The 24,871-nt window shown below is 30.7% G+C and carries 21 protein-coding genes and 1 pseudogene; 18 read left to right on the plus strand and 4 right to left on the minus strand.

The features are described from left to right. Position 1: 1 nt before the first annotated feature. The 8 genes from OCV55_RS01875 (at position 2) to OCV55_RS01910 (ending at position 8,493) form a co-directional block, all read left to right on the plus strand. Positions 2–601: an MBL fold metallo-hydrolase gene (locus OCV55_RS01875; RefSeq protein WP_147579642.1), complete on the plus strand. Its 600-nt coding sequence runs from the start codon at positions 2–4 to the stop codon at positions 599–601. 429 nt (positions 602–1,030) lie between these two features. Continuing rightward, on the plus strand, positions 1,031–2,107 hold the full coding sequence (locus OCV55_RS01880; RefSeq protein ID WP_147579643.1) for a M24 family metallopeptidase: 1,077 nt from the start codon (positions 1,031–1,033) through the stop codon (positions 2,105–2,107). A gap of 493 nt (positions 2,108–2,600) precedes the next feature. Further along, positions 2,601–3,773, plus strand: coding sequence for an MFS transporter (locus tag OCV55_RS01885; protein WP_147579644.1), 1,173 nt, complete (start codon positions 2,601–2,603; stop codon positions 3,771–3,773). Positions 3,774–3,951: 178 nt separating this feature from the next. Continuing rightward, positions 3,952–4,521 (plus strand): manganese efflux pump MntP, encoded by a 570-nt coding sequence (locus OCV55_RS01890; RefSeq protein WP_147579674.1) that lies wholly within the window; start codon positions 3,952–3,954, stop codon positions 4,519–4,521. 13 nt (positions 4,522–4,534) lie between these two features. Then, a complete protein-coding gene (locus OCV55_RS01895; RefSeq protein ID WP_119363531.1) occupies positions 4,535–5,479 on the plus strand; it encodes a calcium/sodium antiporter in 945 nt (314 codons plus the stop codon). Between the two features lie 77 nt (positions 5,480–5,556). Continuing rightward, positions 5,557–6,396 (plus strand): HAD family hydrolase, encoded by an 840-nt coding sequence (locus tag OCV55_RS01900; protein ID WP_147579645.1) that lies wholly within the window; start codon positions 5,557–5,559, stop codon positions 6,394–6,396. Continuing rightward, a complete protein-coding gene (locus OCV55_RS01905; RefSeq protein ID WP_147579646.1) occupies positions 6,384–7,097 on the plus strand; it encodes a DUF554 domain-containing protein in 714 nt (237 codons plus the stop codon). Before OCV55_RS01900 ends, OCV55_RS01905 begins: the two co-directional genes overlap by 13 nt. Positions 7,098–7,170: 73 nt before the next feature. After that, entirely contained in the window at positions 7,171–8,493 is a 1,323-nt protein-coding gene (locus OCV55_RS01910; protein ID WP_147579647.1) for an NCS2 family permease, read from the plus strand. Between the two features lie 102 nt (positions 8,494–8,595). Here OCV55_RS01910 and OCV55_RS01915 read toward each other — a convergent pair whose 3' ends face one another. Next, a complete protein-coding gene (locus OCV55_RS01915; RefSeq protein ID WP_107030335.1) occupies positions 8,596–8,814 on the minus strand; it encodes a hypothetical protein in 219 nt (72 codons plus the stop codon). A 124-nt stretch (positions 8,815–8,938) separates the two neighbouring features. Here OCV55_RS01915 and OCV55_RS01920 point away from each other — a divergent pair, with 124 nt between their 5' ends. Further along, entirely contained in the window at positions 8,939–9,202 is a 264-nt protein-coding gene (locus OCV55_RS01920) for a hypothetical protein (RefSeq protein WP_032090323.1), read from the plus strand. Between the two features lie 42 nt (positions 9,203–9,244). Here OCV55_RS01920 and OCV55_RS01925 read toward each other — a convergent pair whose 3' ends face one another. Further along, positions 9,245–10,546, minus strand: a complete 1,302-nt coding sequence (locus OCV55_RS01925; protein WP_147579648.1) for a fused HPr family phosphocarrier protein/2-hydroxyacid dehydrogenase — start codon at positions 10,544–10,546, stop codon at positions 9,245–9,247. A 137-nt stretch (positions 10,547–10,683) separates the two neighbouring features. Here OCV55_RS01925 and OCV55_RS01930 point away from each other — a divergent pair, with 137 nt between their 5' ends. From OCV55_RS01930 to OCV55_RS01960, 7 genes are all read left to right on the plus strand, one after another. Beyond that, the gene (locus tag OCV55_RS01930; RefSeq protein ID WP_147579649.1) at positions 10,684–12,249 is read left to right on the plus strand and encodes an L-lactate permease; all 1,566 of its coding nucleotides are present in this window, start codon (positions 10,684–10,686) and stop codon (positions 12,247–12,249) included. 206 nt (positions 12,250–12,455) lie between these two features. Continuing rightward, positions 12,456–13,880: an extracellular solute-binding protein gene (locus OCV55_RS01935; RefSeq protein ID WP_147579650.1), complete on the plus strand. Its 1,425-nt coding sequence runs from the start codon at positions 12,456–12,458 to the stop codon at positions 13,878–13,880. 15 nt (positions 13,881–13,895) lie between these two features. Further along, positions 13,896–16,856, plus strand: coding sequence for a bifunctional diguanylate cyclase/phosphodiesterase (locus tag OCV55_RS01940; RefSeq protein WP_147579651.1), 2,961 nt, complete (start codon positions 13,896–13,898; stop codon positions 16,854–16,856). 57 nt (positions 16,857–16,913) lie between these two features. Then, entirely contained in the window at positions 16,914–17,546 is a 633-nt protein-coding gene (locus OCV55_RS01945) for an HD-GYP domain-containing protein (RefSeq protein ID WP_147579652.1), read from the plus strand. Positions 17,547–17,615: 69 nt separating this feature from the next. Then, positions 17,616–17,996 carry a D-alanyl-D-alanine carboxypeptidase family protein gene (locus tag OCV55_RS01950; RefSeq protein WP_147579653.1) on the plus strand — a complete coding sequence of 127 codons (381 nt, stop codon included), beginning with the start codon at positions 17,616–17,618 and terminating at the stop codon, positions 17,994–17,996. A 402-nt stretch (positions 17,997–18,398) separates the two neighbouring features. Next, complete coding sequence (locus tag OCV55_RS01955) at positions 18,399–18,560, plus strand: hypothetical protein (RefSeq protein WP_175301072.1); 162 nt, start codon at positions 18,399–18,401, stop codon at positions 18,558–18,560. Positions 18,561–18,649: 89 nt separating this feature from the next. Next, entirely contained in the window at positions 18,650–18,901 is a 252-nt protein-coding gene (locus OCV55_RS01960; protein WP_117346789.1) for a hypothetical protein, read from the plus strand. A 187-nt stretch (positions 18,902–19,088) separates the two neighbouring features. Here OCV55_RS01960 and OCV55_RS01965 read toward each other — a convergent pair whose 3' ends face one another. Both OCV55_RS01965 and OCV55_RS14015 read right to left on the minus strand, forming a co-directional pair. After that, positions 19,089–21,677 (minus strand): cation-translocating P-type ATPase, encoded by a 2,589-nt coding sequence (locus tag OCV55_RS01965; protein WP_117481324.1) that lies wholly within the window; start codon positions 21,675–21,677, stop codon positions 19,089–19,091. 246 nt (positions 21,678–21,923) lie between these two features. Continuing rightward, positions 21,924–23,200 (minus strand): annotated as a pseudogene (locus OCV55_RS14015) (ISNCY family transposase). Between the two features lie 254 nt (positions 23,201–23,454). Here OCV55_RS14015 and OCV55_RS01985 point away from each other — a divergent pair. Together OCV55_RS01985 and OCV55_RS01990 are read left to right on the plus strand one after the other, a co-directional pair. After that, positions 23,455–23,913 (plus strand): PTS sugar transporter subunit IIA, encoded by a 459-nt coding sequence (locus OCV55_RS01985; RefSeq protein WP_117346791.1) that lies wholly within the window; start codon positions 23,455–23,457, stop codon positions 23,911–23,913. Between the two features lie 84 nt (positions 23,914–23,997). Beyond that, the gene (locus tag OCV55_RS01990) at positions 23,998–24,825 is read left to right on the plus strand and encodes a PRD domain-containing protein (RefSeq protein ID WP_117346792.1); all 828 of its coding nucleotides are present in this window, start codon (positions 23,998–24,000) and stop codon (positions 24,823–24,825) included. Positions 24,826–24,871 lie beyond the last annotated feature (46 nt).

Here is a 24,871-nt window from a genome sequence, read left to right on the forward strand (position 1 = left end):
AATGAATATTATTTGGCATGGACATTCATGTTTTGAAATAACAGGAAAAGATGGAACAATTGTTTTTGATCCTTATCAAGCAAATTCAGTTCCAGGATTAAATTCTTTAAAATTGAAGGCAAATCTTGTGTTGTGTTCTCATGAACATGATGATCATAATGCAAGAAATTGTGTAGAAGTAGCACCAAAAGATTTTAAAGTGACATGTATTGAAACCTATCATGACCATCATCAAGGAAGTCATCGAGGTAAAAATACGATTTATATCGTTGATTTTGAAGATCTGAAAGTTGTTCATATGGGAGATATAGGTTGTATGATGGATGATGTTTCAAAACTTAAAAACTGTGATGTCTTGATGATTCCGATCGGTGGCTATTATACAATTGATACTAAAGAAGCTTTAAAATATATTGAACGTATTCAACCACGTATTGTCATACCAATGCATTATTGTAGTCATGAATTTGGTTATGATGTATTATCAACTAATGAAGGATTTATTCAAAAATCATCAAATATTGTTTATGTTGATGATTATTTAGAAGTTCATAAAGAAACAAAAGGACAAACGATTGTATTTAAAAAACCAAGGAATTAATTTTCCTTGGTTTTTGTTTTGACACCCCATGTCTAAAGACAGGGGATTCTTGTTGCCTGCCAGTATTGATGGCTGACCAGTTCATTTCTAATAGGATGGGTATTTACGATTTCATGACTTAGCTTATGATCTATATCTTTCATGATACGTTGTTCTTTGTTGTTGATTTTAACAACTGCCTTAGGCTTCTTAGCTTTTTGAAATCTTTTTCTAAGATTATTGTAGTGCCTTTTTATATATTTATTTTTTTATCGTTTCCATAAAACTTGATACTTCCTTCTGATTCTATTTTATAAAGAATTTTATATAATGTCTAATACTTATAATTTATGTTTTTAATGCTTTTTAGGCATTAAAATAAATATGATTATATTTCTTTAATTTTTTAGATAAACGTATTAAAATAGTTAACAGTAGGGGGATAAAGAGATGAGATTAGAAAAAGTACTTAAAGAAATGCAAAAAAGACAATTAACACATTTAATTATTAATGATCCATCATCAATTGATTATTTAATCAATTATAAAAATAATCCAGGTGAAAGAATGTATTTACTTCTTTTATCAAGTGATGGACATCATAAATTATTTATGAACAATTTATTTTATTTAGATCATGAACTTGATATTGAACAAGTATGGTATAGTGATACAGATAATTATCTTCAATTACTTGCAGATGAATTTGATGGAGCATGTTCTATTGGAATCGATAAAAACTTTCCAGCAAGATTCTTAATTCCTTTAATGAATTTAGTAGATGAATGTCATTTTGAATTAGGATCTGAATGTGTTGATCGTGTGAGGATGATCAAAGATGAAAAAGAACAACAACTCATGATAGAAGCTTCAAAAATCAACGATTTAGTTGTCGATGAAGTCATTAATATTTGTGCTAAGGGAGACTTAACAGAAGAAGAAGTTTCTAAACAACTTGAAGGAATTTATCAAAAACATGGGTGTGTAGGAAATTCCTTTGAACCAATTGTTGCCTATGGTAAAAATGGTGCTGACAACCATCATAGTGGAGATGACAGCCGTTTAAAAGCTGGTGACAGTATTGTTATTGATATTGGTGGTTTATATAAAGGATATTGTAGTGATATGACAAGAACTGTTTTCTATAAAGAAGTATCACCAAAACAAAAAACAGTTTATGAACTTGTTTTAAAAGCGCAAAAAGCAGCTGAAGCAATGATTAAACCAGGTGTTAGACTTTGTGATATTGATAAATGTGCTAGAGATATCATTGCTGAAGGTGGTTATACGGTTGAATTTAACCACCGTTTAGGACATTTCATTGGACGTGACGTTCATGAATGGTGTGATGTTTCACAAAACTTTGATTTAGAAGTTCAAGAAGGAATGACTTTCTCTATTGAACCAGGTGTTTATTTACAAGGTGAATTTGGAGTTCGAATCGAAGATCTTATACTTGTTACAAAAGATGGATGTAAGGTCTTAAATAGTTATCCAAAAGATTTAAGAGTTATTGGTAATGACTAATTAAAAGCATAGGTTAGAAAATCTAATCTATGCTTTTTAAATACTCTAAAAATAAAGCAAGTGTTTTAGAGTGGTTTTGATGATACAAAGCACTACTTGCTCCTAAAAGACCAAGATTTAATTTATTAGATCATTTAAAACAACTTCATGTAGAATTTACTTTAGAAAATAAAGTTGTCAAAATTAATTAAGATAGTATTGTTTATGAAAAACATAATCAATTTGAAATACTTTCTCATTTTGATACGATTGTTTTAGCTTTTGGTTCTAAAGCAAATCAAGATCTTTATCAAGAAATAAAAGGGGAACATGTTCATTTAATTGGCGATGCAAGTAAAGCGGGCGATGCTAAAAAGGCTATCTTTGAATCTACTCAACTTGCTTTAAAACTTTAGAAAGGGAAAACCCTTTCTTTTCTTTTTCAAATTATGAAAATAGCATCATCTTAAAAAAAATATGTTAGAATGTATTTTACGATTAGGGAGGAAGAAATATGTCACTAAAAGCAAAATATAATTTTTTACATTTATTTTATTGGTTTACTGGATGTTGTATTAATGGTTTCATTGCCGTTTTCTTACAATCAAAAGGTTTATCAAATACGGAAATTGGAATTGTAACAGGTGGTTCTTGTGTTGCTACAATTTTCCTATCACCATTTATGTCATCTTTAATTTCTAAAATTAAAGGCATGACAATCAAAAAATTAATGACATTTTTAATGTTAACAACAGTTTTGTTATATATTGCGATGGCTTTTTTACCAATACCAGCCTTTTTAGTTATGATTTTCTATGTCATCATGTATGCATTAAATATGTCAACAGTACCTATGCTTACGATGATAGCAATGAATTATATCAATGAAGGAACATATGTTAACTTTGGACTTGCGCGTGGAATTGGTTCAGCTTCGTGGGCGACAAGTGCTTTGGTTTTTGGACAAGTCGTTTCATTTTTAGGAGCTAATATTTTATCAATTGCCTACTGTGTCTTTGCCTTAGTGACATTATTTATTTTATATCATTTACCTGAATCAAAGATTACAAAGACAAAAACAGAAGAAGTTCAAGAAGAAGGCTCTGTTGTTACTGTTATTAAAAAATATAAAATCTTCTTTTTCTTACTTTTAGGTTTTTGCTTTATGTTTTCTGGAGCAACAGCGATCGGTACTTATTTAATTAATATTGTTAAAAGCTTAGGTGGAAATACGTCACTTTATGGGGTAGCTATGTTTGCGATGGCCTTTAGTGAATTACCAGTCATGATGACTGTACCAAAACTTATGAAGAAATTTAATAGTGTGACCCTTATTTTAGTGGCTTCTATTTTCTATATTTGTCGTAACTATACCATTGGGTTAGCACCAAATCTTATTATTTTAATTATTGGAATGATGTTCCAAGGACTTTCTTATGGATTATTTACAGGGGTTATTACTTACTATGTGACTTATAATCTAGATACCCAAGATCAAATGTCAGGACAAACAATGATTGGTATTATGACATCAGGAATAGGGTCAACTTTAGGAAATGTTTTAGGTGGTATTTTACAAGATACTATAGGTTTAAATGCGTTATTCACTTTTGTTTATTTAATGACAGCTCTTGGGGCCGTTATTATCTTTATTTGTAAATTTGTAAGTGTAAAAGTCAAAAAATAACTTGCTTTTACTTAAAGACTTTGATACTATCAAGATGTTGAATGAGGGAGTAGTACACGTCTTAGGACGCGGTTTGTCAACATCATGGCGTAAGCCTGGCAAATCTTAAAGAACGAGACTCATGCATAAGTTTTTTTATGCATGGGCCTCTTTTATTTTAGGAAGAAAGGAATTTGGTATGAGTTTGTTTATTGAAATCTTTTTGATTGGAGTAGGTCTTTCAATGGATGCTTTTGCAGTATCTATTTGTAAAGGTTTATCAATGAAAAAGATAAAAAAGAGAGATGTTTTTATTATTGCACTATTTTTTGGAGGCTTTCAGGCTTTAATGCCTTTTATTGGATGGTTTTTAGGAAAAGGTTTTGAAAGTTATATTACGAGTATTGATCATTGGATTGCTTTTATTTTATTAGGTATTATTGGTGGTAAGATGCTTATTGATGGAATTAAAGCAGAAGATGATGAAGAAACAGGAGAATTTAAATTAGATTTAAAGGAATTATTTTTACTTGCGATTGCAACATCGATTGATGCTTTAGCTGTAGGAATTACGTTTACTTTTTTAAATTATCCAATTGTGGAATGTATGAGTATTATTGGTTGTACAACTTTTATTATTTCTTTTATTGGTGTTTATATTGGTAAGATTTTTGGGTCAAAATATGAACATAAAGCAGAAATTGCTGGTGGGATTATTTTAATTGTAATTGGTTTAAAGATTTTATTAGAACATCTAGGAATATTTTAAAGGAGAGAAAGTTATGACAAATGTATTTGTATCATTATTAGTTCTTATTGTTGGTTTTATTTTATTAATGAAAGGAGCGGATTTCTTTGTAGAAGGAAGTTCTTCTATTGCCACAAGATTTCATATTCCTTCATTAATCATCGGTTTAACAATTGTGGCTATGGGAACAAGTTTACCTGAATGTGCTGTCAGTATTACAGCATCAATGGATGGAAATAATGCTTTAGCGGTGGCAAATGCCGTAGGTTCTAATATTTTTAATTTAATGGTTGTTTGTGGTATATCTGCTTTATTTGTACCGATTGCAGTGCAAGTAAATACGCTTAAAAGAGAATTTCCATTTTCTGTTTTATGTGCTATTTTATTAATGATCTTAGGTTATTTTGGGATGATCTTAGGACATATTGATGGAATTGTTCTTTTGATTTTATTTGTAGGATATATTGTTTACATGATTGTTTCGGCTAAAAAAGCCATGAATACATATCAAGAGGAAGAAGAAATTAAAGTTATTTCAATGGGATTAAGCTTGGTTTATATTGTTGGTGGAGCAATCGCTATTAAATTTGGTGGAGATTTTGTAGTAGATAGTGCTTCCAATATTGCTTTATCTTTAGGAATGTCACAAAACTTAGTCGGTCTTACCATTGTTGCTCTTGGAACTTCTTTACCAGAACTTGTTACTTCAATGGTAGCTGCTAAAAAAGGTGAAGTAGATATGGCTCTTGGAAATGTTATTGGTTCAAATGTTTTTAATATTTTATTTGTTTTAGGTATTGCAGCAACAATTAGTCCAATTACTTTTATCTTTGAAAATATTATTGATATTCTTATTTTAACAATTTTTTCTTTAATAGTTTTATATTTTGGATTTACGAAACATAAAATTGATCGTAAAGAAGGAATTATTATGCTTCTTCTTTATGTCGCTTACTTAGCCTATATCATTATACGTTAGAGAGCATTGCTCTCTTTTTTTGTTGCTAAAAGAAAGAAAAACAATTAAAATAGAGTCATTGAAAAAGGGGTAGAAGCATGAAAAAAATAGTATTTTTAGATATAGATGGAACATTAGTTACACCAAATTATCCTTTATCAGCTCTTGTAAAAAAAGGAATTAAAAAAGCAAGAGAGAATGGACATTTGATTTTTTTATGTACAGGAAGAAATCGTGTCGGTATTGAAAGTATTATGTCAGATGATTTTGATGGTTGTATTTGTTCAGCGGGTGGTTATCTTGAAATTAAAGGGGAAATGATTGAAACAACTTATTTAGATAAAGAAGAAGTTGAACAAGCAAGAAAAGTTTTTGAGCAAAATCATATGCTTTATAATTTAGAATCAACTTATATGACTTTTGCTAGTGATGAATTACGTCATTATTTTGCTCATGCCTTGTTAGGTGATGAGGGTACTAATTCAGAGTTTGAAAGATTAAAAGAACAACAAAGGAAAGAATATCATATGATTGATATAAGCAAATATCAAGATCAAGGAATTCATAAACTTTGTTTCATTGCTTTTAATAGAGAAGATATTGAAAAAACAAAAATACTCTTACCAAATTACCATTTTATTGTTCATGAAATGTTTAGCCAACATTCTATCAATGGTGAAATCATCAAAAAAGGAATGGATAAGGGTCTTGCTATTAAAAAGGTCGTTGAAACACTTCATATGAAAATGGAAGATACGATTGCTTTTGGTGACAGTATGAATGATTATGAAATGTTACAAGTTTGCAATTATGGTGTAGCAATGAAAAATGCATGCCAAGAGTTAAAAGCAAGTGCTGATAACATTTGTGAAAGTGTTGAAAATGATGGTGTGTATTATGAAATGGAAAGGTTAGGATTGTTTGAATGTTTGGATTAGGAACAATTGTTAATACTATAGCTGTTGTTGTAGGTGGTATTATTGGTTTGTTGTTAAAAAATGGTTTAAAAAATAGGTATCAAGAAACGATTATGCAAGGAATTGGTTTAGCAGTTTTGTTTGTCGGTATTTCAGGGGCGATGACAGGAATGTTAAAGATTTCTAAATCAATAATAGAGTCAACGGGTTCTTTAATTCTTGTTTTATCTTTATGTTTTGGAGCTTTAATAGGAGAATTTATTAATATTGAAAAAAGAATTGAACAGTTCGGTTTTTATTTAAAAAGTAAAGTAAAAAGCAATGATTCTAAATTTATTGAAGGTTTCGTTTCAACTTCACTTGTTATATGTGTAGGAGCCATGGCTATTGTTGGTTCTTTTCAAGATGGTTTACTACATGATCCAAGTATCTTGATTTCAAAAGCGGTCATGGACTTTGTTATTGTTATGGTCTTTGCTTCAACATTAGGTGTGGGAACTATTTTTTCCGCAATTCCTATCTTTGTTTATCAAGGATTACTGACAGTTTGTGCTTCTTTTCTAGCACCTTATTTTACGATGACGATGATTTCTAATATTTCTTTTGTGGGTTCGGTTTTAATATTTGCGGTAGGGACAAATTTATGTTTTCATACAAAAATTAAAGTAGGCAATCTTTTACCAGCGGTATTTATGCCCTTGTTATTAGCACTTTTTATGTAAGTGCTTTTTTTGTTTGCTTGTCAATTGTCTAAAAATAATGTACGATAATAACGTTTGAAGAAGGGGGAAATTTATGTTAGACAAGTTTTTTAAGTTAAGTGAAAAAGGCACTACAGTAAAAACTGAAATTTTAGCAGGTGTGACAACATTCTTAGCAATGGCTTATATTTTAGCAGTCAATCCAGCAATGCTTGGTGAAACGGGAATGTCTGTTCAAGGGGTATTCCTTGCAACTGCTATTGCTTCTGCTGTAGCTACCATTATTATGGGACTTGTTGCAAACTATCCAGTGGCTTTATCTGCTGGTATGGGTGTGAATGCTTTATTTACTTATACAATTTGTTTTGGTATGGGCTTATCTTATAAAGGAGCCTTAGCCTGTGTTTTTGTCTCAGGTATTATTTTCTTAGTTATTTCTATTACAGGAATTAGAACAATGATTATTAATGCTATTCCTGCACAACTTAAATTAGCAATTGGGGCAGGTATTGGTTTCTTTATTGCCTTCATTGGTCTAAAAAATGCAGGTATTATTGTCGCAAATGAATCAACATTTGTCGGTCTTGGTAACTTACAAGAACCAACAGTTATTTTAGCAGTAGTTGGTATTTTAATTACTTTATTATTTTTAACTAAAAATGTTTCTGGAGCTGTTTTCTATGGTTTAGTTGTTACAGCTGTTGTGGGAATTTTTGCTGGAGTTTGTGGTGTTGAAGGAATGCCAGAAATTCCTACTGGAGTTATTTCATTTGACTTTGATTTTTCATTAGTAGGAGCATTTGCTTCAGGACTTGGAGAATTAACTTCACATCCACAATGTTATGTAGCCATCTTTTCATTATTATTTGTTGATTTCTTTGATACTGCAGGGACTTTAGTTGCTGTATGTAACAGAGCAAACTTAGTTGATGAAACTGGAAATCTAGAAAACGTAGATCGTGCTTTATTAGCTGATTCAATCGGTACAGTTATTGGTTCTATTGCTGGAACTTCAACTGTTACATCATTCGTTGAATCAACTTCAGGTGTTGAAGTAGGGGGAAGAACTGGTTTAACTGCGGTTACTACTGGGGTATGCTTCTTATTATCTGTTTTCTTTTCACCATTACTTTCATGTGTTACAAGTGCAGTGACAGCGCCTGCATTAATTATTGTTGGTATTTTAATGGCACAACAATTAAAAGGTATTGAATGGGATAATCTTGTTTATGCAGCAAGTGGATTCATGACAGTTATTTTTATGATCTTAGCTTATTCTATTTCAAATGGTATTGCTATTGGATTTATTACATATACCGTTTCTATGATTGGTGTTGGTAAAATTAAAGAAATTAAGCCAATCGTATGGATCTTAGATATCTGTTTTGTAATCTTCTTAGTGTTCTTACCTAAATAGTGAAGAAGTGAGTTTTACGCTTAGGCGTAAGACTCTTTTTTTATTTAAATGAAAAGGATGTTTTGTACATCCTTTTCAATATGATAGGGTTAGAGTGTAAGATTACATGCCTCCGGGACTGCGGAAAGTCATATGTGCTTGTGCTCTTGAAATTTCATAGTTGTCACTATGAACATCTCTGGATAAATCATGAAGTTCTTTTGTTTTTAAGTAAGTTTCTTTGTTTTCTTTACCTTTATTTTTTCTATCTTGGATGAATAAATAAAGATAAATTCCAATAATGATGATAATAATAAAAACTACTAAATAAATAAGCTTCATATAGATCACCTCTTATCTTTATTATATTATAACATTATTATGTGTAAATATTATGTACTTACAATTGAAAACACAAGATTTACACAAGTAAGTATTATAATTTATAAAAAAGGAGGGATTATGTATGTTTGATGTTCATCTTACGACAATTAAAGTGATTGATATTGAAAACAATAAAGTGGTGATTGATAGTACTTTTGGAGAAAAAGAATATGTTTTAGATAAGATTAAAAATGGAGTTAAATTTGAACTTCCTAAATACAAAAGTGCCTTACAATATCAAGAAAAAAACGATATATGTTATGTATTCACAAACAACCAAGGTAAAAAGCTATTTACTGCTTTAGATTCAAAATTAACTCAAGAATTATTAAAAATAATATCGTAATTTTAAATAATAAAAAAGGAGCCACACTTGGCTCCATTATTATTATGCTTTACATTCAGCGCTTCCTAATTCATTACCTTCATTGAAGTTACGTGCATTTTCCATTGTAACAACAGCGATTGCTTGTAAAGCTTCACGAGTAAAGAATGCTTGGTGACTTGTTAAAACAAGTTGAGGGAACATTTGTAAACGAGCTGTGATATCGTTTGTGATAGCAACATCACTTTTATCTGTATAAACGTTATTATCTTCACCTTCATATACGTCTAAAGCAACAGCATGGAATTTACCTTGTTTTAATGCTCTGATTAATGCTTCAGGATCAATGATAGGTCCTCTGCTTGTATTAACTAACATAACTGTATCTTTCATTAAAGCGATTGTTTCATCATTAATTAAATGATAAGTTCCATTATCTCCCATAATTAATGGACAGTGTAAAGAAATTAAATCAGCTCTCTTTAATAATTCTTCTTTACTTACATAAGTTAATAAACCTTCATCAACTAATGCTTGGTTAGGATAAGCATCCCATCCTAAAACTGTCATACCATAACCTTTACAAATTCTAGCCATACATTGACCGATTTTACCAGTACCCATGATACCAGCAACTTTATTATGTAGGTCTAAACCTAATAAACCACTTAAAGCAAAGTTGTTATCTTTAACTTTTGTATAAGCTTTGTGTAAACGACGGTTTGCTTCTTGTAGAATTGCCATTGCATGTTCAGCAACTGCATATGGTGAATAAGCAGGAACACGTAAAACTGTAATTCCACATTCTTTTGCAGCTTGTAAATCAACATTGTTGAATCCAGCACAACGTAATAAGATTAATTTAACACCACATTCATGTAATTTTTCAACAACTGGTCTTGAAGCGTTATCGTTAACGAAGATACATACAGCATCATAACCTTGAGCTAAACCAGCAGTTTCAGGTCCTAATTGAGAATCAAAATATTTGATATCTGAATTGTAAGTTCCTTGACCTTTATCTTTTACTAATTCACTAAAGAAAGTTCTATCATAATCTTTAGTTCCAAAGAATGCGATTTTTAAAACATCTACAGGTTTCTTTTCTTCAAAAGCACCATGTAATAATTCTTCAATTGCTTTTGCTGCAACTTCTTCGTCATCACCATCGATATCAACTCTTAAAGTATCACCTTTTTTAGCACCTAATGCTAAGATTTGAAGAACGTTATCTCCATCAGCAACTTTTTCGTCTAAGTAAATTCTTACTTGGCTTTTGAAATTCACGCAACATTGAGCAAGCAATGCAGCAGGTCTTGCATGAATACCTAATGTGTTATTAACTACATAACTAATTTCTTTCATTTTAAATCTCCTCCATTTTGCAAGACCATTTTAGCACAAAAAATATGAGAATAAAGAAGAAATTGAGAAAAATTACAAAAGTAATGGAAATTTTATAAAATATCACTATAATAAGCTTGTCAAGAGGGGGAAAAATAATGCTAATTATTAATTTTATCTTAGGTTTATTACCTATTATCTGGTTAGTAATCGCTTTATGTGGTTTAAAATGGCCAGGATATAAGGCTGCTTTAGGTGCCTTAATTATTGCTGCTGTTGAAGCATTAACATATTTTGGATTCTCTATGTCAGATACATTAACTTCTATTTTAGAAGGTTTTGCATTTGCAATGTGGCCAATCGTTATTGTAATTATTGCAGCTGTTTTTACGTATAACTTATCTTTACGTACAGGATCAATCGATATGATTAAAAAATTACTTACAAGTGTATCCGCTGATAAACGTGTTTTAGTTTTATTAATTGGATGGTCATTTGGTGGTTTCATGGAAGCTATGGCTGGATTTGGTACAGCTGTTGCAATTCCAGCAAGTATGTTATGGGTTTTAGATTTTAATCCAATTCTAGCATGTCTTGTTTGTTTAGTTGCCAATGCAACACCAACACCATATGGGTCAATTGCTATTCCTACAGTAACACTTGCAACAAACTTAGGTTTAGAAAATAACTTAATTGCTTTTGCTACTTCATGTGCATTAAGTGTTTTAATTATTTTAACACCATTTGTAATGGTTTATATTTTAGGAAAAAGTACAAAAGGAAAATCTTCTGCCTTTAAAGGCATTGTACCAGTTGTTTTAGTTTCAGGATTATCTTTCTTAATTCCAGAAATGGTTGTTTCATATTTTGTTGGTGCTGAACTTGCGGGGGTTGCAGCTTCAGTTATCTCATTAGTATGTACAATTTTAGCTAGTATGAAATTTACAAATCCAGACGCTATTCCTGATGAATATCGTTTAGAAGTAAAAAAAGGAAGTCCTTTAAAAGTAGGAAAAACTTTACAAGCATTATCACCGTTTGTTTTAATCTTTGTTGTTTTATTACTTACAAGTAATTTAGTACCACCAATTCATGATGCGTTATCATCATTTGCGACAAGTGTAAAAATTTCTACATTCAAAAACGCAAGTATGACAACATTTACATGGATCAATACACCAGGTGTCTTAATTATTTTATGTGCAATTGTTGGTGGATTTATCCAAAAAGCAAAAGTATCAGAAATGGTTGCTGTCTTTATTGCAACATTAAAACAAATGATGTTTACAATTTTAACAATGTTATTTATTTTAGCAACAGCTCGTGTTATGCAATATTCAGGAATGATTGCTGCCGTTGCCGCTTTATTTTCAGTATTTGGACCTGTTTATCCATTCTTTGCCCCAATGTTAGGAGCATTAGGTACATTCGTTACAGGATCAGGTACAAGTTCAAGTGCTTTATTTGGATCAGTTCAAATGTCAACTGCTGCAAGTATTGGTGCTAATAAATATTGGCTTGTTGCCGCAAACAGCTTAGGTGTTGCTACTGGTAAAATGATGGCACCACAAAGTATTGCTATTGGATTAGTCGCTGTTGATGAAGCGGGTAGAGATGGAGAATTACTTAAAAAAGTATTACCATACGCTGCTTTATTCATTATTATTAGTGCACTCGTATGTTTCTTTGGACAATACGTATGGGCAATCTTTGGAATTGCTTAAATTAAAAATAAAAGATTTAGGAAGTGTTTGTAAAAAGATACTTCTTTTTCTTTTGGTAGATTTTAAATTATTATATGAAAAGAGAAATCACAGTAAATGATTTCTTTTTTAATTCATTGTAAAAAGCAAATATGTATTAATTTCATAGAAAATTCTCGATAAAAAGGAGATTTTATGAGATAATAGGTGCCAAGAAGGTGGAAAATATGAAAAAGGGAATTATGAGTAGTTTTATTATTTTAGGGGTTTTATTATCAGGATGTGGGAGTCAAAAAGAAGAACTTTATTCTTCATCAAATCCTGTTGATATTACAGTATGGACCTATTATAACGGAGATCAATTAAGTTCGTTTAATACGTTAGTTAAGAAATTTAATCGTACACAAGGGAAAGAAAATGGGATATATGTTGAAAGTGTTTCTTGTGGAACGGTAAATGATTTGGAAAAAAACCTTAAAGATTCTATTGAAAAGAAAGTAGGAGCAAGTGAGATTCCAGATATGTTTTCAGCCTATAATGACATTGCTTATACAATTGATCAAATGCATGGTATTGTTGATTTAAATAAATATTTTAGTGATGATGAACTTGATGAATATATTGAGGGATATGTTCAAGATGGGGATATTTTAAATAATGGAAAATTGAAAGTTTTTCCTGTTGCAAAATCAACAGAAATTTTAACAATCAATAAAACAGATTTTGATGTTTTTGCAAAAGCAACCAATGTAAGTTCTAAAGATTTATCAACAATTGAAGGACTTGTAGAAGTTTCACAAAAATATTATGAATGGACGGATAGTTTAACACCAAAACCAAATGATGGAAAAGCATTCTTTGGTCGTGATGCGATGGCAAACTATATTTTGGCGGGTTCTATGCAATTAGGACATGAAATCTTTAAAGTTAAAGATGGAAAAATGAAACTTGATTATAATGAAAAAGTGGCACGTAAATTATGGGATAATTATTATATTCCTTATATTAAAGGTTATTTTACTGCTTCTGGTGTCTTTAGAACAGATGACATTAAAACAGGAAATATTATTGGTTATGTTGGATCGAGTTCTTCAGCAACTTATTTTCCTAAAACTGTAACAAATAGTAATGATGAAACATATTCAATTAAAATGGAAACCTTACCATGTCCTCAATTTAAAGATAGTAAAAATTATGCGATTCAACAAGGTGCAGGAATGGCTGTAATGAAAACAACAAAAACAAGACAACAAGCTGCTGTAGAATTTTTAAAATGGTTAACAGATGCTAAACAAAACGTGCAATTTTCTAAAGAAACAGGATATCTTCCTGTTAAAAAAGAAGCCAATAAAGTAGAACCACTTGTTGATAATAATGACAATAAGGATACCCAAAAAGTTGTAGAAGTTTCAATTGACACAGTTAAAGAAAATACAATGTATTCTCCAAAAGCCTTTAAACAAGGAACAAAAGCAAGATATTACTTACAATCAATGATGTCAGATAAAGCAACTGAAGACCGTCAAGTTGTTGAAACTAATTTAAAAAATGGGCAAGATCTTGATCAAGCAACAGCCTCATTTACTAGTGATGAATACTTTGAACACTGGTATCAAGAAACAAAAATGCAATTACAAACATATGAAGATTAATAGGAGATTATCGTTATGAATAAGATGGAAAATTCTAAAACGGTATATCGGACGATTTTAAGGCCACTTTTAATAGTGCTTCTTGTTGAAATTGTCTTAATGACAGGGAGTTATTGGTTTTTGGGGATTAATGGCCAGCTTAATAAAAATGCTAGAGATATTTTGATACAACAAACAGAAAATAGAAAAAGTTATCTACAAAATGAAATGATTCAAAAGTGGTCTAATTTATCAACGATTTCACAAACAATCAATGAACGTACCCAACAACTTATTGATCAAGATGTCATTTCTTTACAAACATTGGATTCTTCAAGTAAAGCAAGTGCACCGCTTTTAAATGAGATTTCTAAGGAACTGATTTCAACGCTTTATAGTAAAGAAACAACAGGAATTTTTGTTATCTTAAATACACATGATTTAAGAGAAAATAAAGATAATAAACCAGGAATTTATATTCGAAACGATGATCCTAGTACGGTTTCTGTAAAAGAGTATGGAGATTTACTTTTAGAAAAAGCACCTGTGGAAGTTGTTCGTTCTCTTAATATTTCAACGGATACGCATTGGGAATCGACCTTTGATCTTTCAACAGAAGAAAACACTTTACTCTATAAACCTTTTGAAAAGGCATATCATGATAAAATAAAGATGGAAGCAAAGGAATATGGTTATTGGAATGAAAAAAGCTATCATTTAAAAAATAATGAGAATTCTGCAATCTCTTATTCGATGCCACTTATTTTACCAGATGGAACCGTTTATGGAGTGGTGGGTGTTGAACTTCTTACTTCTTATTTAGAAAATTTAATGCCGATCGATGAACTTAAAAATGATAATCAAGGAAGCTATGTCCTTTCTGTAGAAACGAATGCTCAACACAATTCTTTAGTTGTTTCCTCGGCATCATTAAAGCGTAAGCAATTAAAAAAATTCTATTTAACAGAAGATTATGATAAAAATAATTTTGTATTTTTAAATGGGAAAGAATACTATGCAGCAATTCAAAATTTAGATATTTATAATAGTAATGGTCCTTTCTCCAAACAACAATGGCAATTGATGTCACTTGTTGAACGAAATCAACTTTATTCATTCGCTAATCATTTTTTTTACCTACAAATTTCAATGATTATATTAGGAGGAATTGTTTCATTAATTGGAATCTTTTATGTGTCTAGAAAAATATCTGGATCAATCAGTCGTCTTTCTAAAGAAGTGGATAATTCAAGACTCGTAAAAGAAATACCAGAATTACACGCGACAGGTATTCAAGAAATTGATCAGTTTTCATCCGCAATTATTGATTTAAGTCAGGAAGTTTTGGAAACGTCGACAAAATTCTTAAACATTATGAATATGGCAAGTATTGATATTGGTGGTTATGAAATTAAAAAGGGAAGTAAAAATGTTTATGTCACAGACAATTTCTTCTTGTTGCTTGGTATTGATAAGGTCACTCTTCCTTTAACTTATGAACAATTTGAAGAATTATTTAAAGAAGTAGAAAGGGATTATCAAGTTGAAATTAAAAATGAAAACGAACGTATTTACTGTATAAAAAAATATGTAGGCTTACGTTATGTACGTTTGAAAATGAGAAAAGAAGCAGATCGTGAAATTGGTATTGCCGAAGATATTACGACAAGTTATTTAGAAAGACAACGTATTGAACATGAACGTGATTATGATGTTTTAACAGGATTGTATAATCGTTTTTCTTTCCAAAGACACATGGATTATCTATTTGAACACTCTGAACAACTAAAAAATGCTGCTTTGGTGATGATTGATTTAGATAACTTGAAAAAAATCAATGATGCCTTTGGACATGATTGGGGCGATAACTATATTCGTCAATGTGGAAAATGTTTCCAAGAAAATGTTCCTGAAAAAACAATTTGTGCGCGTGTTTCAGGAGATGAGTTCTATTTATTCTTATATGGTTTTGACAACCAAGAAGAAATACGACAAAGACTTATTTCAATGACATCAATTATGCAACATAGAACAGTTTTATTACCTAATGGCAATAAAATGAATTTAAGTGCCTCTATTGGGATCTCTTGGTATCCTCAAGATAGTATTTATTTTGACTTTTTGAAAAAATATGCAGATTTTGCAATGTACCAAGTTAAGAAATCTACAAAGGGAAACCTTGCAGAATTTGATAAGGCCCTTTATGAAGATGAAAAACATGATCGACAAATGCATTTAGAGTTCTATCAATTAATTGAAAAGGAACAATTAACATATCATTTCCAACCGATTCTTTCCGCAAAAAATGGAGAAATTATTGCTTATGAAGCTTTAATGCGTAGTCAACTTGCTACTTTGAAAAATCCTGAAATGATTTTAAGAATTGCACGTGAGGAAAATAAACTTGAAGATGTAGAAAGAATTTGTATTTTTAAATCAACAGAAACTTTTGATCAATTAAGAAAAAATAAATTAGTTAAAGAAGATGCTTTATTATTTATTAATTCTATTGCATCGGTGTCTTTAAATGATGAAGACCGTGAACGCTTCCATCGCTATTTTAGTCATATTCAATCACAAATCGTCGTAGAAGTAACAGAAGAAGAAAATATGTCAGAAGAAGCTTTGATTCGTAAAAGAGGAACCAAAGGTTTTTCAGGAATGTTTGCATTGGATGATTATGGTAGTGGTTATAATACAGAAATTAATTTATTAAATTTAAGTCCAAAATACATAAAAATTGATCTTACTATTGTAAGAAATATTGATAAAGATTTTGATAAGCAACAACTTGTTTCAAATATTGTTGAGTATGCACATCAAAGAGAGGGTTATATTATTGCAGAGGGTATTGAAACGAAAGAAGAACTTCTTAAAGTCTTAGAGTTAGGGGTGGATTATTTACAAGGCTATTACTTATCTTATCCTCAATTAAACCCTCAAGAAGTTTCTAATGAATCTATTAAAACAATTGAAAATTATTGGAAGAAAAGATGATGAAAAATCATCTTTTCTTTGTTATAATTGTTAGCGTTTGATAACATGAGGATAGAAATGAGCAGACATACAAGAAAATATCAATGTAAAAAAAGTACATTGTTAGAGTATCATGAAATTATTGAATGTATCATGACAGCACTTGACGCTAAAAGCCCTTATACAGCAGGACATTCAAAAAGAGTAAGTGATATGGCAGAAATTCTTTGTGGATTACTCGGTTTAAATAGAAGTGAAACACGGATGATTCATATTGCTGCCCATTTGCATGATATTGGGAAAATAGGAATAGATGACGCGGTTTTAAATAAAGAAGGAAAATTAGATGGGCGAGAATGGGAAATGATGAAGACACATCCTCAAATTGGTGCAAACCTTCTTGATAAATCTCATTTATTAGCACCTTTTAGTAAAATTGTTTTACACCATCATGAACGTTTTGATGATAAAGGATATAGTTATGGACTTAAAGGAAAAGAAATTCCTTTAGGATCACGTATTATTGCTTTATGTGATTCAATTGATGCGATGTCATCAAAAAGAAATTATCGTGATATACAATCATTTGATTTTTGTTATCATGAAATAGAAAAGAATTTAGGAAAAATGTATGATCCACAAATTGGACAAGCGGTTTTGGATCATTGGCCTCTTTTTGAACAGTACATATTAAAATCAAGGGAAAAGTAATTTTCTCTTTTTTTTCGTTTTTATCAAGAAATTGACAAAAAAACATACAATGTCATGAGGTGGTTTTACATGTTAAAAAAAGGATTATGTTTGTTCGTGGGGATCATGATGCTTTTTTGTCAAATCAATGTTGTTCATGCAACGAATCTTGCAAGTGGGGCAGAAAGTGCTGTTTTAATAGATGCTCAAAGCCAACAAATTTTATATCAAAAAAATGCGACAAAAAAGCTTTATCCGGCATCGACAACAAAGATTATGACGATGATTTTATTGTTTGAAGCCATTCAAGAAAAGCGTTTGAAATGGGATGATATTTTAACGTGTTCAGCTTATGCTTCAAGTATGGGAGGAAGTCAAGTCTATCTTGAAGAAAATGAAACAATGAGTGTCTTTGAACTCTTTAAATGTATTGCAATTGCTTCGGCTAACGATGCAAAACACATCGGGTAACTGTTTATATTGGAATGTTAAATATTGACTTATCAAAGTACAATGATGAGTTTCATCATAGTTATGGAAATTGCAAAGTGAAGATACATATTGTTTATTAATGAGGGCGTGTTCGCTCCAAAATTCAACCGTGTGCGATTTGTAAGGAAAAATAAAGGAATAATGCCATTATGAATTATAAGAGAACGTGTGGCGAAATATGAAAGAAATCTTAAAATGAAGATTTCTTTTTTAACGTTATGAGGATATATTAATTATTCAAATCATGAATTTGACTGTGCAGGTTAAAGGCTAGGTGTAAAAGTGGGTGTAGGATCTTTAATAACAATTGAATTTATCTTGATAAAATGGGACTAATTTAGAAATAAAAGAGGGTGTAAATAACATTAATAGGAGGAGATTATGGCAGAAACTAGAGAAAAAATAACATTTTTGGTATCAAAGGAGCAAAAAGAAAAACTTATACAATATATCAATATATCTAACGATAAAGGAATAACTGATTTTATACTATCGGCTATGGAGTTTTATGGTGGGTATTGTATGACGAGTCAAAAAAGTTAAGTGTGTAATCTTAACTCAAAAAAATTATATATACAAGACTAGATGTTTCATGATTATTCATCGATAATGCTAGCAAGGAGTGGATAGTCATGAATGAAAAAGTCAAAGTGATAAAAGTAGAATTAAAACAAGAATATGGTGAAGAAAAATTAAAAACATATTATCCTGAAGATGTAGAACTTGATGATATTATTATGAGTGTTTATAGTTTATTAAATTTTACAAGTATTATGTTCGAGTACAGTTCTTATCAATTTGATTTAGACATGTCACAAATAAAAACTTGTCTTTATGAGTCAAAAGAAAACATAGAAAATATGCTACAAAAAATCAGTAATTAAAAAGATATGATTTTCTTGTAAGAAAACCATATCTCTATTTGTTTATTGGGATGAGTCTGTCTATTTGATATCACTAGAGGAGTGCCACTGTGTCATACCTGTAACTACTTTTATAACATCTCGTTACAGAGAACATAAATATATTATGCAATCATTTATAATATATGTTGATGCATTTTATAAAATTTTATTTATTAATTTTAACAGATGACCAATATTTTTTAGTCTGAATAATTATAGTAGGAATCAATGCAAATGCATAAATAACAAATAATTGAGTTATCGAGATTGTTTGAATCATAAATAAACTGTGCATAAATGGCACGAATAAAATGACATGCAGTAAAGAAAATCCAATTAAGAATGCATAGATGCTTGAACGATTTGTATAAAAACCAATCTTTGTTAATGGAAGATTGCTACGACAATTGAAACCATGTAATAGACGAGCTAGACAAATTGTAGCAAATGCCATAGTAGATGCAACAAGAGGATCTTGTTTTAGTCCAAATAAATAAGCACACATTGTACAAATTGCAATTATAATACCTTCAAAAGTGATTTGTAAAACAGTTTGTTTGTTTAGAATAGAATCGGAAGAACTTCTTGGTTTTTCTTTTAAAACACCATTTTTTCCTGTTTCCATACCAATTGCGATGGCAGGTAATGAATCTGTAATTAAGTTCATAAATAGTAGGTGTACAGGGAAGAAAGGTGTTGGCAATAAAAGTAATGATGCAATGAAAACACAAAGAATTCCAGCAAAGTTACCAGATAATAAATAGTTGATCGAATTTTTAATATTACGATAAACATTACGTCCAGTGATCACTGCTTTAACAATTGTTGAAAAATTATCATCAGTCAAGATCATACTTGCTGCATCTTTAGAAACCTCTGTTCCAGTTATTCCCATTGCAACACCGATATCACTTTGTTTTAATGCTGGAGCGTCATTGACACCATCACCTGTCATTGCGACGATATCGCCACGTTTTTGCCAGGCTTTTACAATTCTAATCTTATGCTCAGGAGCAACTCTTGCATAAACACTAATATGAGGTAATTTTTCATCAAGTTCCTCTTCACTCATCTTATCTAATTCATAACCTTCAATAGATAAATCCCCATCTTCATAAATCCCAATTTGCGTAGCAATTGCTCTGGCAGTCACAACATGATCACCTGTAATCATAATAGGTTTAATACCTGCTATCTTACATTTAGCTACCGCATCTTGACTTTCAATACGTGGTGGATCCATTAAAGAAACTAAACCTATAAATGTTAAATCATGTTCATCTTCTAATGTGACTTGATTTCCTCTGTAATCTTTATATGCAAAACCTAAAACACGTAAACCATTGTTTGCACATCTTTGATTTTCTTTTTCAATCGCATCTAGATGTCTTTTTGTAATGGGTTCTTTAATACCATTAATTAATATTGTTGAACATCTTTTAATAATAACATCAGGAGCACCTTTTGTATAAATATGATTTAAAGAAGAAATGCTCATTAATTTTCTATCAGAATCAAAAGGTAATTCAGAAGTTCTCACTGCAGTATGTTTGAATTCAATATCATTCTTTGTATATTCATGAACCAAATCAATTAAAGCAAGTTCAGTTGGATCACCAATTCTTTGTTCACCGTTGATAACTGCATTATTACATAATAAACAAGATTTTAATAAGACACTGTGATCATGATGACGATTATCTAATTCAGAAATTTTCATTAAATGATTATAAAAATAAATTGTTTGTGGTGTCATTTTATTTTGGGTTAAAGTTCCTGTCTTATCGCTACAGATGACAGAGACACACCCTAAACTTTCAACTGAATTTAAGTTCTTGATAATCGCATTTTCTTTGACCATTTTTTGAGTACTCATTGATAAAACAATTGTGACAATTGAACTCAATGCTTCTGGAATTGCTGCAACTGCTAAAGCGACAGCAATCATTAAAGAATCAATTAAAGATTGTTTTGCTAAAAAGAGATTTAAACATAAAACAATGAGTGAAATAAAGAAAATACCAATAGATAGCTTTCCACTAAAATCATCTAGACTTTTTTGTAAAGGTGTTTTTCTTTCTTTGGCATTGTTTAACATTGATGCAATCTTTCCAATTTCAGTTTGCATACCAATATGGGTAACGATATAACGTCCTGTTCCATTTGTAACTAAACTACTTGAAAAAACCATATTTTTTTGATCACCAACAACAACTTGACCAGTAATCACATCCGTTGTTTTATCGACACTTTCTACTTCTCCAGTTAATGCACTTTCATTGATTTGGAGAGATGAGCATTCAATAATACGTCCATCACCACTAATCACATCACCTGCTTCAATTTGGACAAGATCGCCAATTGTTAGTTCTGTAGAATCAACTTCTTGAAGTGTTCCCTCACGTATAACTTTCGCTTTAGGAACAGAAAGTTTCTTTAAACTATCCAATGATTTCTCTGCTTTTAATGTTTGAATCGTTCCGAGTATTGCATTGACAATAATAACACTGACAATAACAATTGTACTTTCTATCTGTCCGCTCATTCCAGAAATGATTGCTGCAATGATTAAAATAATAACTAATAAATCTTGAAATTGTTTAAGAAAAATCATAAAAGGATTTTCCTTTTTCTTTTCATCTAAGATGTTATAGCCAAATTGCTGATGACGTTTGATAATTTCTTCATGACTTAATCCATTTTCACTTGTTTCACAAGCTTTCATAACTTCAGATATTCTTTTTTGATAATACATATATGCCTCCTATCTCTTTAGCAAACAAAAAAAGACAAGCTCGCTAAAGAAAATTATTCTTTAACGAGTCTTGTCTTTAAGATGCACCAGGATATTAAATCCGCGTCTGTTGATAACATCACACATTTTTGTGAGACTACTCCCTCATTGGAAAGTATAATAACATAGTCATAAAAATATGTAAATAAATTTATGAAAATAGTGGTTAAGTTTCGTCAACCGAAATTGATAATGTCTCAAAAATAATCAAACATTAGCACCATAACGGTGCTTTTGTTTTGCAGCATAACTGACAAAGCTCGCTTTTCTCCATGGATGATTCATTGGAGGAATATACTTTTTCTTTTCTTTCTTAGGTGCTTCCTTAGGAGCATCAAATTCCTTTGATATTAGTTCATATTCGGGTACTTCTTCCATCAGATAAAGCTTATCAGCGATATTTGCCAGAAGCTGTCCATCAAATGTCTCAATGACCATGTAGTCAGTCTTTCCTGCAAAGTATCTTCTGTCACCATTTTCAGGTACTGGAAAATGGTATTTACTCTGGAATCTGATGCAGTGGCCTTTGTCTATAGTTCTAGTTGAAAGTACTGCAAGAGTACGATTAATTTCCTCCATAGATGGTTGCTTCTCATATACCGATTCGGTACTGTTAAGGCGTAGAGCGAACTGATCATTGAATTTTTTTATGTAGGAGTTTAAAAATTCATTGACGTCCTCTATGTTGGTGATATGAGTGTGCCTTCGTTCGACTGGTAATCGTGACTGGAGCGTCTGGTTGAGTCTTTCGACTCTCCCTTTTGCTTGGGGTACGCTCGTAGTTTTTATATCGATTCCCAGATTATGACAGGCATAAGAGAACTGAGTGAATGTGTCCTCAGCATCTGAAGGTCTGTTTTTTTCTTTTATATTCAAATACAGTACGTCTGTCAGTATAAAATAAAGTAGGGATACCATGATTCGTTAATATTTGATGGAGGACATTGTAATATCCTTTAAGAGTTTCTTGATAATCAAAGTAGGCACCAACGATTTTACCATCGGCATCATCAATTGCAACATGCAGATGCCACACTTCTTTTTCAATCCAATGGAATGATGATGCATCCATCTGTATCATCTCACCTGCATATTTTGATTTAGGACGTCTTGGATGTTCATCCTGTTCATCAAATATTTTGGAGAGAGCACTTCCTCAGCTTTCATCCAGTTGTTGAGTGTTGTATCACTTATCTTTATACGAAAGTCACTTTCCATAATCTCACAGAAGTGAGTGAAGTTTGCGCCAGAGAAATCATTAATATAAAGAGAGATGATCTTATTCTTTATATCTAAAGGAACTGCAGAAGCGGGCAGTCTTCCACGGTTTCCATGCATGAATCTCTTCTTTCCCTGTTTCTTGTATTTAATGATAAGTTGTTGATTGTTCTTACTGTACATCCAAGCTTAGTAGCTGCTCTTTTCTTATTTTCATCTGTTTCTACAAGTTTCTTGATTATTTCATACTTATTCTGTTCATTCATTCTCAATTCAACCTTTTTCATAATAACCTCCCCTGGATACATTGAGATATTATCATTTTTGAATCAGAAATAATCAAAAAATATTTAAAAAGCTGTTGACTTTTTAATAATATTAAATTATTATAAGGGCGTAGAAAAAAGAATAAATAGGTTTGTAACTTCCTTTGAAGGCTTTCCCGAAAAATTCTTATGATTTTTTGGTTGCAGATAAGGAAGTTTTTTTGTTAGATAAAATAGAAAAAGGAGAAAAAATAATGTTTAGTTTATTTAAAAAAGAAAAATTTAAAATTGTTTCACCACTAGATGGACAATTGATATTATTAAAAGATGTACCCGATAGTGTATTTTCTCAAAAACTTATGGGAGATGGTTTTGCAATCATTCCACAAAGTCAAGTTGTTGTTTCACCAATAAGTGGTGTTGCTGAGAGTGTTTTTCCAACTGGTCATGCTGTAGGAATTAAAACAAAAGATGGGATTGAATGTATTGTTCATATAGGTTTAGATACTGTTGAATTAAATGGAGAAGGTTTTACCTCTTTAATTTCACAAGGTGATTATGTAAAAGCTGGAGAACCTATTGTTCAATTTGATAATCAATTTATTAAAGATAAAGGTTACAATTTGACAACAATGGTAGTTTTTCCTTCAGGGTATGAAAAAGATTTTAACTTAGGTGAAAGAGAAGTTAAAAAAGGTGAAGTTCTATTTTAGTTATAATTGACAAGAGTGAAGTGAATCAGTAATATTAAGTTATGTTTTAAATAATCAATAACAAATGGACTGGGGTTGAAAAGAATGAAGGTTATAAAAAATATTAACAATAACGTTGCTATTTGTGTTGATGATAATGGTCATGAAGTGGTCGCGATGGGTAAAGGAATTGGATTCTCAAAGCCTCCATATGAAGTTGATTTATCAAAGATAGATAGAACATACTATAGTTTAGATTCTCATTATGTTACTTTATTAAGTGAGATTCCTGAAGAGGTAATTGATGTCACATTAGAAATTGTTGAAAAAGGAAGTGATTACTTAGGAGTTAACCTTAGTAGAACATTTTGGTTTTCACTTTGTGATCATATTAATTTTGCAATTGAGAATGTAAAGAACGGGCTTGTCATAAGTAACCCAATGACAAATGAAATCAAGCATTTGTATGAAAAAGAAATGTTATTAGGAAAATGGGCTATTAACCATATAGAAAAAAGATTATCTATTCAGTTGCCTTTGAGTGAGGTAAGTGGGATAGCGTTGCATTTCATTAATGCAGAACAAATGACTACAATTGGAACACAAAAAGATGAAATAACACATTTTATAGATGATATTACAGAAATTGTTGAGAGTGAAATGAATATTATTATTGATCGTAATGATTTTAATTATTCTCGATTTGTAACACATCTTAAATATTTATTAAAACGTTCGACACGATTAAATGAAACAAATTCTGAGAATGTCAAATTATATGATGAAGTATATGAGAAATTTCCAGAATTAAGAAAAACTATAGAAAAAATTAAATTATATATTTTGGCTGAATTAAATATAGAACCTAGTAAAGAGGAGCTTCTATATTTAGTTATACATATTAATAGATTTTGTACAAGAGCAGGATTGTAACTTAAATAAGGCTTTACCTGATGTATACTAAGAATGTTTTCATAAT

Source organism: [Clostridium] ammoniilyticum, from assembly GCF_025566905.1.
Taxonomy (GTDB): Bacteria; Bacillota_I; Bacilli_A; order Erysipelotrichales; family Coprobacillaceae; genus Faecalibacillus; species Faecalibacillus intestinalis.

What these genes read in the sequence shown, in the direction of transcription:
- OCV55_RS01875 (WP_147579642.1), top strand. Translation starts at nt 2, where the DNA reads ATGAATATTATTTGGCATGGACATTCATGTTTTGAAATAACAGGAAAA.
- OCV55_RS01880 (WP_147579643.1), top strand. Translation starts at nt 1,031, where the DNA reads ATGAGATTAGAAAAAGTACTTAAAGAAATGCAAAAAAGACAATTAACA.
- OCV55_RS01885 (WP_147579644.1), top strand. Translation starts at nt 2,601, where the DNA reads ATGTCACTAAAAGCAAAATATAATTTTTTACATTTATTTTATTGGTTT.
- OCV55_RS01890 (WP_147579674.1), top strand. Translation starts at nt 3,952, where the DNA reads ATGAGTTTGTTTATTGAAATCTTTTTGATTGGAGTAGGTCTTTCAATG.
- OCV55_RS01895 (WP_119363531.1), top strand. Translation starts at nt 4,535, where the DNA reads ATGACAAATGTATTTGTATCATTATTAGTTCTTATTGTTGGTTTTATT.
- OCV55_RS01900 (WP_147579645.1), top strand. Translation starts at nt 5,557, where the DNA reads ATGAAAAAAATAGTATTTTTAGATATAGATGGAACATTAGTTACACCA.
- OCV55_RS01905 (WP_147579646.1), top strand. Translation starts at nt 6,384, where the DNA reads ATGTTTGGATTAGGAACAATTGTTAATACTATAGCTGTTGTTGTAGGT.
- OCV55_RS01910 (WP_147579647.1), top strand. Translation starts at nt 7,171, where the DNA reads ATGTTAGACAAGTTTTTTAAGTTAAGTGAAAAAGGCACTACAGTAAAA.
- OCV55_RS01915 (WP_107030335.1), bottom strand. Translation starts at nt 8,814, where the DNA reads ATGAAGCTTATTTATTTAGTAGTTTTTATTATTATCATCATTATTGGA.
- OCV55_RS01920 (WP_032090323.1), top strand. Translation starts at nt 8,939, where the DNA reads ATGTTTGATGTTCATCTTACGACAATTAAAGTGATTGATATTGAAAAC.
- OCV55_RS01925 (WP_147579648.1), bottom strand. Translation starts at nt 10,546, where the DNA reads ATGAAAGAAATTAGTTATGTAGTTAATAACACATTAGGTATTCATGCA.
- OCV55_RS01930 (WP_147579649.1), top strand. Translation starts at nt 10,684, where the DNA reads ATGCTAATTATTAATTTTATCTTAGGTTTATTACCTATTATCTGGTTA.
- OCV55_RS01935 (WP_147579650.1), top strand. Translation starts at nt 12,456, where the DNA reads ATGAAAAAGGGAATTATGAGTAGTTTTATTATTTTAGGGGTTTTATTA.
- OCV55_RS01940 (WP_147579651.1), top strand. Translation starts at nt 13,896, where the DNA reads ATGAATAAGATGGAAAATTCTAAAACGGTATATCGGACGATTTTAAGG.
- OCV55_RS01945 (WP_147579652.1), top strand. Translation starts at nt 16,914, where the DNA reads ATGAGCAGACATACAAGAAAATATCAATGTAAAAAAAGTACATTGTTA.
- OCV55_RS01950 (WP_147579653.1), top strand. Translation starts at nt 17,616, where the DNA reads ATGTTAAAAAAAGGATTATGTTTGTTCGTGGGGATCATGATGCTTTTT.
- OCV55_RS01955 (WP_175301072.1), top strand. Translation starts at nt 18,399, where the DNA reads ATGGCAGAAACTAGAGAAAAAATAACATTTTTGGTATCAAAGGAGCAA.
- OCV55_RS01960 (WP_117346789.1), top strand. Translation starts at nt 18,650, where the DNA reads ATGAATGAAAAAGTCAAAGTGATAAAAGTAGAATTAAAACAAGAATAT.
- OCV55_RS01965 (WP_117481324.1), bottom strand. Translation starts at nt 21,677, where the DNA reads ATGTATTATCAAAAAAGAATATCTGAAGTTATGAAAGCTTGTGAAACA.
- OCV55_RS01985 (WP_117346791.1), top strand. Translation starts at nt 23,455, where the DNA reads ATGTTTAGTTTATTTAAAAAAGAAAAATTTAAAATTGTTTCACCACTA.
- OCV55_RS01990 (WP_117346792.1), top strand. Translation starts at nt 23,998, where the DNA reads ATGAAGGTTATAAAAAATATTAACAATAACGTTGCTATTTGTGTTGAT.